Origin of the sequence: Prosthecobacter debontii, assembly GCF_900167535.1 — a bacterium.
In the GTDB taxonomy this organism is placed as follows: Bacteria; Verrucomicrobiota; Verrucomicrobiia; order Verrucomicrobiales; family Verrucomicrobiaceae; genus Prosthecobacter; species Prosthecobacter debontii.
On sequence record NZ_FUYE01000010.1, the window covers coordinates 1 to 13,278 of the forward strand.

Sequence of the window (13,278 nt, forward strand, 5' to 3'; positions counted from 1 at the left end):
CAGGCTTGGCCTTGAGATGCTGGCGGATGGCGATGCGATGCTCGGCGACAATGGTTTTCTTGCGTCCGGCGCGATGATGACGTGCTTTGATACAACCGGTCTTGCGGCGCTGCTGAAGAAGCTTTTTGACCATGCCTAAAGACACATCGAAGCGGCGAGCGATCTCGGGTTGAGTGCCCTCGCCTTGATCATAGGCTTTGACGATACGTTCACGTAAATCCAGAGAAAGAGTGGCCATGCTCAGACTATCTCACACTCCCTCTTGTTACGCTATAGAATTATTTAATATGCTCTAACCCTATTCAAGAAAGTGACATGCTGAGGGCTAATGGAGACAAGAGCGGGGATTGTCGGGGGGCACGTTCTGCTCAAAAGTGTCAGGATCGGGAAACGGCTGTGGAACCCGCCGCCTCAACGGCTTGGCGACGGCACAATCCGCTTGCATCGCCGGAGGTTAACCCACCCGGTCGGGGGATGAGCATGGAACAGCATCGGTCAGTGGTTTATCGGCATCATCGGAAGGTCTGGGTGGAGATGATGCGGGCGAGGCAGGCTGGGGCTGCGAGATTCATTGAACGCCCATGGAAGGTGCGGTTCACGGCGTCGCAAGGCGTGCGGGACGTCGCCGCGCTCGCAAGAGCGTGGCCGGGGGACGGTGGTGTGAATGGAAAGGTGATGCGGCCACTCTTGGCCGCAGGGTCGGTTTTCCGGGCGGATGGAGACGAACAAAGCCCGTTCACCTGCGGGCAGGATCACCGCAGGCGCGGGACAGGGTGCCCACATCACTTGGATGAGAAGACCACCGTTTGGCAACGGCGGCTACGTGTTGTGCTTTGGAGCCGTTTCGAGCCAGGGATGAGCCATCGGGCAACGGGGGCAATCCGTTTAATGGCAACGGTTTGGGATGCTTTTTCGACCCGGAAGGGGGCGAAAATGCAAAAGCTCTACAAAAGGCATCAAAGGGCTCATTTCAGCCACTATGAACCTAGGGTGTGTTTTAAAATTGGGGAAGAGCTCGTTGAGTCAGAACGGAGGTCAGGGCAAGGCGTGAGCGCCGTGCCTATATCCTCTGCGATACTGGCCCAGCGAAGCAACGCCGCCATGGCCTTCGTTCTGACTCAACCCGGAGGGCCCTTGAGAAGGTGCCGAATAGCTGCGTTGAACAGCTCGGAGCTATGTATCCATAGCCCCATCGGCGTTCGCCTTGCTCTGCAGCACCTTCTCAAGGGCGAGCCTCTCCCGAATTTTAAAACACCCCCTAGACAGCCCTTGGCCCTGGCTTCAAAGAATGGCAGAGACCTGGAAGGTGAGGCCCGGGCGGACTTCAACATGGTCACCGGCTTTTTTTCCCATGAGCTTTTGCCCCAGCGGCGAGGCGGGTGTGATGAGGAGGATCTCCTGGCCCTCCACCTGAATCTCGGTGCCCCCTGCCCCTGGGCCGATGAAGTGCAGATGCTGGCCGTCCAGGGTGACGAGGGAGCCGAGGCCGACCCTGTCCATGACGGCTGGAGGCTGCCGAGAGAGAACCTGGAACTGGTGCACGGCCTCTTGGAGTTCCGCCACGCGCTGGGCCTGGCCCCGGGCCACGTAGGAGGCCTCCAGGGTGCGGGTGTCATACTTATTCTCCGCGCGGCTGTCGGGATCGGTGGCGGCGGCAAAGGAGGCACGAGCCCCGCGCGTCAGTGCAGCGAGTTCCTGGCCTAGAGCCTCGACAATGGCGGAGACGACAGCGGTTTTGTTCATCTGTCTGAGTTGGAAAGCAGGCTCAAAACGTCAAGATCGAAGACGTCCAAAAGCGGCACATCGAGCAAAATGCAAAAATTTCCCATCATGCTTTAATTTCCATAATTTTAAGCTATTTCTATCTACATCTCCCGAAATGCCCGATACCCCCGCCGCTCAGCCCAAAAAGCGTGTGCGCCTAACTCCATGGCGCGGGCCATTTCATTTTTTGCTCCTGCTCATCACGAGCAGCCTGACGCTGATGCTGCCATTAGGCTATCTCCTCGTGGTCGTGGTTCTCGGGTTCTTTGTCGGTTGGCTTGGCTTTGAATGGACGACCTACTTGGCCTTAGCGGAGACGTGGAAGTGGCAGGACATCCTGCCCCTCTCCTACATTGCTGCGGGTGCAGCCACTTGGATCTTTATGCTGCGGCCCTTGCTGCCGAAGCCTCGCGCCGACCATGTGGCGCTGCAGATGGCTCCGGCCAATCAGTCCCGCTTGTTTGCTTTGGTCGATGAGCTGTGCTGGCATCTGCGTCTAGATCCGCCTCAGGAAATCTGGTTTGATACCACCACCAGCATTCGGTCCTCGGTGCGTGATGGCGTGCTGGGCGTCACGGGGGGGGAGCTGATCTTGCACATTGGTCTTCCCGTGGTTTCAGTGGTCAACGCCCGAGAATTCGCTGCTTTGCTCGCCCGGGAGTTGGCCATGAATGCCGGGGGGTTAGGAACGACCTTTTCTCATTTGGTGCGGGAATTGAACGTCTGGTTTTACCGAGCATTGCATGAGCGGGATCCCTGGGAGATGGAGATGCGTGTCGGCAAGTCCAAAGAAACGGCGACCCAACGTCTTGTGCGTGTTGCCACCTGCTTGTGGATGGGCGTGGCTAAAGTTCCCTTCGCACTCTTCGTCATCGCCGCACGTCTCATCAGTCTGGCCGCTTTAGCGCGGCTGTCCTCAGGGGCAGATGCTGCCGGGGTCAATCTGATTGGCAAAAGCCGTTGGAAGAAGCTGCGCGAGAAAATGGACCATCTTCAAAACGCGTGGGACGCTTCGCGAACCGAGATCCAGCGCGGTGTCAGCCAGCATCGTCTGCCGGACAATCTGGCCCTACTGATCGCCCGGCATGTCAGTCGAAATCTGGCCTCAGGTGGTAAGGCTGAGGAGGCCAAGGAATCGACTACGCCCCCTCGTGGAGCGACGATCACAGAAGGGTTGCCTGAAAACATCCCTGCGGCTGCCTTGGTGCGCGGGTTTGTCGATCTCTCCCGCCAAGTGACCTGCTTCTACTATCAACATGAGCTCGGCATCAATTTGCATGAAATGCGATTGGTGGCCGACGAAGAAGTCATTCATCAGAATCGACGAGAGGATGAGTCCCTCGTCGCCATTCGTCGGTATTTTGGCGGCCTGGCGCATCCCGAACGCGCGATGTGCGGCTTGGGCAATACCCACCAAGTGTCACCTGGAAGGCTACAGCTTCAGGAAGAAGTGACCCGAGTGCGTGAGGAGATTCGTCAATGGGGCAGTCGGCTCAAGCTGGCGCTTCAGGAGTGGAACTTAGCCTGGCAGCGCCGTCGTGATTTGGAGGCGGCAGCTGTCCTGAGCCTAGCCGGTTTCACGATCTCCCGTATTCAGTTTGGAACCGATGATTCTTCGCCTCAATCTCTACGCAGTGAAGCCGCTCGCCAGCGCATGCTGATGGAGCACATGGAGACTTCTCTCGCCGCCTACGAAGCCAAACTGGAGAGTCGATTTGCCGCTGCCCTGGGGCTGCTCTGGTGGAGTGAGAAAGAGTTGCTGGATGAGGCCCTGATCGAGCGTCGTAACGACCTACCTGCCTGGGTTTCCATCTATGAAGCCATGGCGGGCTCTCTACCCAGCTTTCGAGAACTCCTAACCACCTTCTTCGCCTTCCAGACACTCGGGGCGCGCCACACGAGCCTGGATGATACCCACAATTACTTCGCAGCGCTTCAGTCCGTCGTGCCTAAGATGAACAATCTGGTCAGGCAGATTCTCTCCTCCATGGACGGTGCCATGTATCCCTTCACGATGAATCGGCGTGCAATTCCTCTGACCGATCATTTGCTACAAGGAAAACTCCCGGAACCGATCAGCGTCTCCATGAATCCCAGCGCTGCGGCCGATACCAAGGCCCTGGCGAGCAAGATGGCCGCCGACACGTCGGAGCTGATTGCGCCCTTTGTCGATCGCTTCCTCCAACTCTACCACAAGGCTTATGCTTGGCTGGCAGAAGCTGCCGAGAAGACAGAACTGCATTTTCTAGGGCCGATGAGTTTAGGAGCCGATGCAGAACTGCTCATGCCCGAAGAGTATGCCAAAATGCACGATAGCCAACCGCTTACGCCGAAGTCTAGACTTCCTTGAAAATCAGGTTTACGCCTGAGCTTGCCCGAGCCAAGGTGGACTGATGCGAATCCTGGCTATCGGAGACATCCACGGCTGCTCCATCGCTCTCCGAACACTGCTGGATGTGGTGCAACCTGGGAGCGATGACATACTCGTCACTCTAGGCGACTATGTGGACCGAGGCCCCGACTCCAAAGGAGTTTTGGACACATTGATCAGCCTTGAAAAAACCACACAGCTCAAGCCTCTTATTGGGAACCACGAGATTCTCTTTCTCGATGCAATCACCGAGCAGCTCGATGCCGAGGCGTGGCTCAGAGTCGGCGGACGCGAGACGATGCAGTCTTATGTGGCTGAGGGTCAAACGCCCACCTGGGCAGATGTGCCAGCAGCGCATATTGAATTTCTCAAGGAACGCGGCCTGCGATACTGGGAAACAGAACAGCACATCTTCGTCCATGCCAATGCCAATTCAGTCTATCCGCTCAGCGAGCAAAGCGACGATTGGCTGTTTTGGACACGCTTCGATGACAGCTTCCCCCATGTGTCAGGTAAGACGATGATTTGCGGCCATACCGCTCAAAAAGACGGTGTGCCGGGCTTACGCCCACGGGCTATTTGCCTGGACACCTGGGCCTATGGTGAGGGCTGGCTGACTTGCATGGATGTGGCAACGGGAGAGTTTGTTCAGGCCAACCAACTTGGGCAAATCAAACGACTTTCCTTGGCTGATCTAGACTTGTTATCCTACCAGTTACCAACTCAAATCATCAAACCCAGTTAGGCTGCTTTCCAAATTCCTAGCTTAATCAGTTGTCGGGTTGCCTCCCCTGCCCAATCGCGATTGGCCAATGGACTCGCGGGACTCGGATGGAGAACACGCCCCACTTTGAACTGCGCCTTACCCTTTAAGCTCTCTTGGGCACGCAAGGCACGCTCTTCCGCAAAGCCACCGATCCCGATCACCCATTCGGGCTCTAAGATCGTAATGACGTCTCTCAAATGCTTATCGCAGAGAGCTTCCATGGCTTCGGTCTCATGAGCTGGCAGTTTGTCCGGGGTTCGATTCCGGCCACCTTCTTCCATGAAAACCAGCGGGCAATAGTTGGCGACGAAGTGTTCCTGAAAGAAGCTCTCAGGACTTCCAAAACGCTGGGCAAAAAGCCCCCAGAGACGGCGTCCACTCACCTCGGAGTTTTTGCAGGCGAAGCCAGTAACCTTACGCTTCGGGTGTTCTTTGTCGGGCTTCCCGACCGGAGCTTCAATCTTCATCCAATCTCGCACGGCAGCAATTTCGCCGAAAGGCACGCCGGTCTGAGTCATCCCAAAGGGCCCCGGATTCATCCCCACAAAGACGACGCGCTTTTGCCCCTCACCATAACGGCTCAGGTAAAGTTCATGAGGAGCGCGGGCATAATCGAGCGGCCGATACACATAGGCCGTCGGAGGTTCGAAATTGACCGCCAGGAGTCCCTCATTGAGATCTCGGGCTGCTTGGATGAGTCGAGCTGAAGTGGACATGATTACAGGACAGCGGCGACTTTTTTGGCGAAGTAAGTGAGGATCATGTTGGCACCGGCGCGACGGATGCCCAGCAGCGATTCCATCACGACTTTGTCTTCATCCAACCAGCCAGCGGCGGCTCCGGCTTTGATCATGAGGTATTCACCACTGACCTGATACGCGGCAATCGGCAGGGTAGTGGCGTCGCGCAGACGCGTGATGATATCCAGGTAAGGACCTGCTGGTTTGACCATCAAGATATCGGCCCCTTCCGCTTCATCCAAGGAGGCTTCGCGCAGAGCTTCCAGAGCGTTGGCCGGATCCATCTGATAGGTTTTCTTGTCCCCAGCTTTCGGAGCTGAGTCCAAAGCTCCGCGAAACGGACCATAGTAGGCGCTGGCATACTTGGCCGTGTAACTCATGATGGAGACTTGAGTGAATCCTGCATCGTCCAGGGCTTCACGCAGCGCTTCGACACGGCCATCCATCATGTCGCTAGGAGCGACGATATCCGCACCGGCTCGGGCATGGCAGAGGGCTTGCTGACAGAGAACCTCGACGGTCTCGTCATTGAGGATACGCCCATCGGTGGCCACCAATCCGTCATGCCCATCACTGTTGTACGGATCGAGCGCTACATCGGTAATGACCATCAAGGTTGGATGGGCTGCTTTCAGAGCTTTGATGGCACGAGGCACCAACCCTTCATCGTTATAAGACTCTTCGGCTCCAGACGTCTTGAGCTCGTCAGGGATGCGTGGAAACAAGACCACGGCAGGAATGCCCAACGCGTGAGCTTCACCCGCTTCCTTGACCAGATCCTCCACACACCAGCGCTGGCAGCCCGGCATGGCACTGATGGGCGTGTTGTCACTCCCATCCTGTAGGAACAGCGGATAGATCAGGTTTCCTGGCGTCAAAACCGTCTCGCGAACGAGATCGCGAATGGCGGGAGACTGTCGGTTACGACGCGGACGGATGGGTAAATTCATGCCTTCATCATGGCGGGCGAGCGAGGGAGATCAAATCCTCACTTCACGGCTTCGATGAAGCTGAGCAGATTCGCCATGTCGTCCAGGCTCATGCCTTGCTCCAATCCCTCGGGCATCAGGCTTTGACCGACCGACTGGCTGCCTTGGATATTGAAACGTTGAATGGTCATTTCGGCTCCCCCCATCATTTTCAAGGTCATGCTGTTGGCATCGTCGCGGGCAATGATGCCGGAGAGCGTTTGTCCGTCCTTGGTGTTGACCGTGTAGGCGATGTATTGGGAGGCGACTTCCTTGTGAGGTTCCAAGATGGCCGTGAGCAAACCGTCGCGGCCGCGGGTTTTGACCGTGGTCATGTTCGGCCCCACTTCGATCCCCTGCCCATTCGCCACATGGCAAGCGAGGCATCGAGACAGGAAGACGATGTTCCCTGCCTGAGCATCCCCTTTCATGGCGACCGCAGGCTGGAATTTTTTCACCACCTCTTCGCGTGAAGGCGGGATAACGGAAGCCAGAACTTGTTTGGCAAGCGTGGCGATCTGCGGACTCTTGTGCTTCGCCAAGGCTTGAATTTGGGAGGCCGAGAAGTCCGATGGCAAGACAGCGGAATCCTTGCTCTGAAGAGATTCAAGGAGTGTCTTCACACTGTCTTCCCGCACCATCATGGCAGCCAGAGCCGCTTCTCGTGACTTCGGCTTCAGTCCTTTCCAAGAAGCCAATAAATGCGCTGCTGTCTGCTTTCCGCCCAAACTGGATAAGGCCGCAATGGAGGCGGTTTGAATGATCTCGCCTTGAGTTTCCTTCAGGCAGGCCAGCAAAGTCGTTTCAGCCTGTTCTTTGGTCGCTAGAGCCAAGAGAGCAATAGCCTCCAGGCGTGAAGCTTCTGCCGCCTTTTCATCGGCTGCCGTTGCGGCCGCTTGGGTAAAGACGACACTCAACTGCCCTTGGCTATCCACTTTGGCAATGGAAGTGCCAGCGTGTTTCAATCCTTGAGCAAAGGCTTTGAGAAGCTTCACTTGGGAAGCGGGTTTCATGGCCACCAAGGAGGCAAGGAGTCGCTGACGATCTTCCGGAACGTCACGCGCAGCCACGATCTCAAACATCGGAATCAAATCATCATCACCACCTTCATTTGTGGCGAGGCGAAGCATCAGTGTTGCCGTGATCAAATCCGCAGGCGCACTCAAAAGGGCGGGTTGAAGGGATTTGTCAGCTCCTGCGTTGGTGGCTTTGGAAAGCTGAGCAAACAGCCTAACGATGGCGTCATCCGCTGCGTCAGGATTCGGCCGCAATCCGCTTCCGAACAAACTGCCCAGGCTAAGCACGGCCTGAAAACGGACTCGCTTCGAGTCGTCTGATTCAGCGAGTTTAAGCAGCGATGGCAACAGCGTATCTGCCGTTGTTGGTGTTGCCTGGATGAGTGACTCGGCAGCTTTGATGCCCTTCTCTTTGACAAAAGGGTCCATTGATACCAAGGCGATTTGAACCGCGCGAACATCCACAGCATGCAAGCCATCGAGGGCGTTCAAGGTATGGATCTTGGCCAAAGGTGAACTGTCTTTAGCAAGGTTTTCAAAGAGCAGCGGCACCACTGCCCTATCCTGTTTTTCATAAAGCAATCGTGCGGCGGTATCGCGATGCCATCCGTTGGAATGCCCCAAGGTTTGAATCAGTTCTGGAGTGCTGGCTTCGTCCAGGGCTGGCTGAGTGCGATAGGCACCTTTTTCTGGGGCGGAATCTTCGCGAATGATGCGCCAGATACGACCGCGATTGCGGCCGCTATTCAGATCCAAATGAGTTTTGATTTCGTCCGGAATGGCCCAGGGATGCTCAATGATCTCCCGATACATGTCACACACATAAAGGTGGCCATCGGGAGCGTTGGCGAAGTTCACCACACGAACCCAAGTGTCGTCACTCGCGGCAAATTCATAGCCCCGCTCATCCGCTGGACGTTCACCCAAGAGATCGATGCCATTGTCGGCATAACGAATGGTTTTGCGATGAATGAGCTGACCACCTGCATCGCCCGTGAAGCTGTTGTTCAGGAAGTCTGGCCCATAAGCATCGCCACGATAAATCGTGGTGCCCGTGGCGCCGGTGAAATAACCACTCACACGCCCCCCGCCTTCCACGGCCCCCTTCACCACACCCGCAATACGCCAGCGGGTACGGATGATCCGCCAGGGCTCATCGGGACTCAGGCGAAAGACCTCTGCAGCGCCGCCATCCACGGCGATGCTTTTGCGCGCCGGAGGCATGGAATAGAAGGGATTCCGCGTCCGATACTTTTCATCGTAGCTCCAGTATTGCAGGTGATCCGAGTTGGAGCAGCCGAACTTGCGACCGTAGTTATCAAAGCTCATGCCATACTGAGCACCACCGGCTTCCAGACCGAACTCATGGGTTAATGGATCAAACCAAAAATCTTTCCCGCCCAACTCCACCTCCGGAAGTTCAGGGTTCTTGAAGCATTTGATTTTTCCACGGTTGCCACCTCCGGCTAACACATGGATGCGGTTATCCTGACCCCACTGAAAGCTGTTCATGAGGCCTTGGACATTGAGAATTTTCAAGCCGGTGCCGAAGCCCGTGTAAACCTTCTCACGGACTTCCGCCTTGCCGTCGCCATCCTGATCTTCGAAGCGCCAGATGTCAGGAGTCGCTCCGACATAAAGGCCCCCCTTGGCCCAGATCAATCCAGTCGGCCACGGGAGATTATCCGCAAAGACTTGGCCTGTTTCAAAAAAGCCATCGCCATCCTTGTCTTCTAAAACCGACACACGTCCGAGATGCGGAGTCACATCACGCATCTCCGAGTAGTCAATCATCTCGCAGACGAACATCCGCCCACGTTCATCGAAGCAAACCGCGATGGGATCTCTCACCAAGGGTTCATGAGCCGCCAGCTCCAACCGGAAACCTTTCTTCACCTCCCACCTCGCCACCGCATCCTTCGGCTCCACCGCAGGATAACGCGGGAGATCCTTGGCAGGGTCTACCGCCACCGCATTCTTCGTGGCTCCATAGGCCTCAGCATGCGTCGTGACGGACTTGATGCCGTCCGCAGGAGGTGGGGCGGCCATGAGTGATCCGACCCAGACAAAAGAAATGACGCCAAATAGTTTCATCATAGAAAGTGCCTAAAACCAACGTGCTAGCGAATCTTGGCGTCCAGTTGGGGGATGATAGGAACAAATACTTTTATCCCTGGCAATGGCAGAAAGCCGATCGTGAAAGCCTGGCACCCAATTTTATCATCCCGAGAAAAGCTTTGAATCCAGATTGCGTCGGCAAGCGAAAAACAGCTCGACAAAACATATACAATTTCATGTCGAAACCTCGTCTATGCATCATTGGCACAGGGATATCCGGGCTCGGATGTGCCTATTTATTAGACAAAAAGTTTGACATCACTCTCTACGAAGCCGCAGATTACGTGGGAGGGCATACAAATACCGTCACGGTGTGCGAAGATGGTGAGGAGGTGCCAATCGACACGGGATTCATGGTTTTCAACCACCAGACCTATCCCCTCCTTTGCCGCCTCTTTCGTGAGCTAGGCGTCGAAACGAAACGGACGGATATGTCCTTCAGCCTTCGGCATGACTCGACGGGCTATGAATACAACGGCAAGAATCTCGACACGCTTTTTGGGCAGCGCAGGAATCTGGTGAGTCCGCGATTTTGGAGGTTTCTGCTGCAAATCCAGCGGTTCAATGAGGAGACGGTGCAAGCCATGAACGATCCTCGGTTCGAGCAAATGTCACTTCGGGAATACACGGAAGCACGTGGTTACGGACAGGATTTCCTGAACCTCTATATTTTACCTATGGGAAGTGCGGTGTGGTCCACACCACCGGAACTGATGATGGATTTTCCCGCGCGGACCTTGATGCACTTTTGGTTTAACCACGGGTTCTTGGGTATGAAAAATCGGCACCCCTGGTGGACCGTCGTGGATGGATCTCGCCAGTATGTGCGTCGATTGATTCCTCCGTTTAAAGATCGCATCCGCCTCAGAACAGCCGTCCAGCGGATCGAGCGTCGGGAAGGCAAGGTCACCGTGCATGCGGAGGGACAGTTGCCGGAGACCTATGACAAAGTCATCCTCGCAACTCATGCGCCGACATCCCTGAAGATGCTTGATGAACCAACGCCTCTCGAAGAGGAGTTATTACCAGTCTTCAAGTATCAGTCGAATATCGCGACTCTACATACGGATGATCGCTTCATGCCGCGCACCCGCAAATGCTGGGCCTCATGGAACTACCACATTCGGTTCAAGCCGAATGGGGTGATTCAGCCGAGCACTCATTACTGGATGAATTTGCTGCAAGGAGTCTCTCAAAAAAACAACTACTTCGTCAGCATCAATGCACCGGACGAAGTGGCGGAGGAGAAGGTCATCCGCCGAATCTCTTACGAGCATCCGCTTTTCGATCTGAAAGCGGTGAATGCTCAAAAGCGGCTACCTGAGCTCAACCGCCTTTCGAAAAACCAGACCACCTATTACTGTGGAGCCTGGTTCCGCTATGGCTTCCATGAAGACGGGTTCATGTCGGCCGTGAATCTCTGCCGCGATCTTTTGGGGGAAGAGCCATGGTAGAGATCAAGTCAGCCATCTACGAATGTGAAGTGATGCACCACAGGCTCAGTCCCAAGGTTCATCACTTCGAATACCGTCTCTTTTACTTGTGGCTGGATCTCGATGAATTGGATTCCTTGAGCCATCAGCTCAAGCTCTTCAAAAGAAACCGAGCTAGCTTGTTTTCCTTCTTTGACACGGATCACATCAGCCTCGGTCAAAAAGATGTCCGGGCTAATCTCTTGGCGATCCTTGAGAAAGATGGGAAAGACATTTCAACGGTTCATCGAATCAGACTGCTGACCTTCCCTCGTGTGCTGGGGTATGTGTTTAACCCCGTCTGCTTCTATTACTGCTTCGATGCCGACGACCGGCCCCTGTATGCAGTAGCCGAAGTGACCAACACCTTTCATGAGCAGAAGCCTTATGTGGCGGATCAACAGGATGGACAGGGTTTTCGCCTGATCACGCCGAAGCACTTCTACGTGTCGCCGTTCTTTGACTTGGAGCTCAACTTTGATTTTAAGCTGCCTGTTCCTAACGAGAAACTGAACATCCATATCGATGATCGGCGCGGCGATGAGCGGGTGATTCTGACCGCCCTGAAAGGCAAACGCCGTGAGCTTACTGACAGCGCCTTACTGAGCTGTGCTGTGCGTTATCCGCTGCTGACGCTGCGAGTCATGTTTCTCATCCATTGGCATGCGCTTCGCCTTTGGATCAAAGGGCTCAAGGTTTACCGCAAAGCAGCCTGTCCTGAACTCCAAACCGGTCTCTACCGCCCGCATCAATCCATCGCCTCCGTTAAACCATGAACTCGACCTCGCTCATCCTTCCCGAAGCAGTCGCCAATACCGAAAGTCAGGTTAAGACCCGGATTGGACTTTATGAAAAGCTTGTGATGAAGCAGCTAAGCCGTTTTTCGCTGGGTGCTCTGCGCATGACTTTGCCAGACGGTCGAGAGTATCACTTGGGGCAATCAGGTGCGGAGATCGAGGCCGAGATGCGAGTGAGAAACCTCGAGTTTTTTCGGCATTGCGCTCTCTATGGCAACATCGGTTTCGGGGAGTCCTACGTCGCCGAGGATTGGGATACCGATGACATCGCGGCAGTCATTTCATGGTTCATCCGCAACATCGCTCATCAGCAAGGTAGCCGAGCTTCGTCCACCCGTCTCAGTGGCATGAATTTCCTCAAGGGAATCAATCGAGTGTTCCATCTTTTACGCCCTAACAGCGTGAGGATGAGCCGACGTAACATCTCGGAGCACTACGATCTTGGGAATGATTTTTATTCGCTGTGGCTGGATGCGACGATGACCTATTCTGCCGCTCGTTTTGAGCATGCTCATCAAAGTCTCGAGGAGGCCCAGTTCAGCAAATACGAGGCTCTATGCCAGAAGCTTAAGCTCAGGCCAACCGATCATGTCCTGGAAATTGGATGCGGCTGGGGAGGTTTCTGTACCCATGCAGCCCGTGAGCATGGCTGTCGTGTCACTGCAGTCACAATCTCCCAACAGCAATTCGACTACGCTCAAAAACGAGTGAAACGCGAAGGCTTGGAGCATCTGATCGAGATCCGACTTCAGGATTATCGTCATGTCACCGGCCAATTTGATAAAATTGCCTCCATTGAAATGCTGGAAGCTGTGGGTGAGTCCTATCTGAACGGATACTTTGCCAAGTGTCACGAGCTACTCAAACCTGAAGGTCTATTGGCATTTCAGGTCATCACCGTGCCAGACTGCCGTTATTCCAACCTGGTGAAAGGAGTTGATTGGATTCAGAAACATATTTTCCCCGGTTCGCTACTCCTCAGTCTGGCTCGGTTTAACCAGGCCATCAACCAAACAGGGGATATGTTCCTGCATGGCCTTGAAGATCTGGGAGCTGGTTATGCCAAGACACTGAATCTTTGGTATGAACGCTTCAATGCACAGCTGGACGAGGTGCGTCGGCTTGGTTTCAGCGAGCCATTCATCCGCAAGTGGAATTTCTATCTGAAATACTGCGAAGCAGCTTTTGCCACTCGGAACATCAGTGTGGTACAGGCGGTTTATACACGGCCTAACAATTATTCACTTCATCAAACCTGGAGCTGAA

The 13,278-nt window shown here is 54.9% G+C and carries 10 protein-coding genes; 5 read left to right on the top strand and 5 right to left on the bottom strand.

Going from position 1 to position 13,278, the window contains the following annotated elements:
- Window positions 1–238 (bottom strand): helix-turn-helix domain-containing protein (locus B5D61_RS15095; protein ID WP_139373069.1); only part of this gene is annotated, 238 nt, incomplete at its 3' end.
- A 1,043-nt stretch (window positions 239–1,281) separates the two neighbouring features.
- Window positions 1,282–1,743 carry a GreA/GreB family elongation factor gene (locus tag B5D61_RS15100; protein ID WP_078814247.1) on the bottom strand — a complete coding sequence of 154 codons (462 nt, stop codon included), beginning with the start codon at window positions 1,741–1,743 and terminating at the stop codon, window positions 1,282–1,284.
- Window positions 1,744–1,879: 136 nt separating this feature from the next.
- On the opposite strand from B5D61_RS15100, the gene B5D61_RS15105 reads away from it, so the two are divergent.
- Both B5D61_RS15105 and B5D61_RS15110 read left to right on the top strand, forming a co-directional pair.
- A complete protein-coding gene (locus B5D61_RS15105; RefSeq protein ID WP_078814248.1) occupies window positions 1,880–4,114 on the top strand; it encodes a M48 family metalloprotease in 2,235 nt (744 codons plus the stop codon).
- Window positions 4,115–4,157: 43 nt separating this feature from the next.
- Window positions 4,158–4,880, top strand: a complete 723-nt coding sequence (locus B5D61_RS15110) for a metallophosphoesterase family protein (RefSeq protein ID WP_078814249.1) — start codon at window positions 4,158–4,160, stop codon at window positions 4,878–4,880.
- Here the strand turns inward: B5D61_RS15110 and B5D61_RS15115 are convergent.
- Genes B5D61_RS15115 through B5D61_RS15125 form a run of 3 tightly spaced genes read right to left on the bottom strand, consistent with a single transcriptional unit; the run spans window position 4,877 to window position 9,722 of the window.
- Window positions 4,877–5,617 (bottom strand): uracil-DNA glycosylase family protein, encoded by a 741-nt coding sequence (locus B5D61_RS15115; protein WP_078814250.1) that lies wholly within the window; start codon window positions 5,615–5,617, stop codon window positions 4,877–4,879. The genes B5D61_RS15110 and B5D61_RS15115 overlap by 4 nt on opposite strands.
- 2 nt (window positions 5,618–5,619) lie before the next feature.
- Window positions 5,620–6,591, bottom strand: coding sequence for a porphobilinogen synthase (gene hemB, locus B5D61_RS15120; RefSeq protein WP_078814251.1), 972 nt, complete (start codon window positions 6,589–6,591; stop codon window positions 5,620–5,622).
- Window positions 6,592–6,629: 38 nt separating this feature from the next.
- Window positions 6,630–9,722 carry a PVC-type heme-binding CxxCH protein gene (locus tag B5D61_RS15125; RefSeq protein ID WP_078814252.1) on the bottom strand — a complete coding sequence of 1,031 codons (3,093 nt, stop codon included), beginning with the start codon at window positions 9,720–9,722 and terminating at the stop codon, window positions 6,630–6,632.
- A gap of 197 nt (window positions 9,723–9,919) precedes the next feature.
- Between B5D61_RS15125 and B5D61_RS15130 the strand changes: the two genes are divergently transcribed.
- The 3 genes from B5D61_RS15130 to B5D61_RS15140 are packed head-to-tail and all read left to right on the top strand — an operon-like array spanning window position 9,920 to window position 13,277.
- Window positions 9,920–11,197: an NAD(P)/FAD-dependent oxidoreductase gene (locus B5D61_RS15130; RefSeq protein WP_078814395.1), complete on the top strand. Its 1,278-nt coding sequence runs from the start codon at window positions 9,920–9,922 to the stop codon at window positions 11,195–11,197.
- Window positions 11,191–11,991, top strand: coding sequence for a DUF1365 domain-containing protein (locus B5D61_RS15135; protein WP_078814253.1), 801 nt, complete (start codon window positions 11,191–11,193; stop codon window positions 11,989–11,991). The genes B5D61_RS15130 and B5D61_RS15135 overlap by 7 nt, the downstream gene beginning before the upstream one ends.
- Window positions 11,988–13,277, top strand: a complete 1,290-nt coding sequence (locus tag B5D61_RS15140; protein WP_078814254.1) for an SAM-dependent methyltransferase — start codon at window positions 11,988–11,990, stop codon at window positions 13,275–13,277. Before B5D61_RS15135 ends, B5D61_RS15140 begins: the two co-directional genes overlap by 4 nt.
- Window position 13,278: the final 1 nt, after the last annotated feature.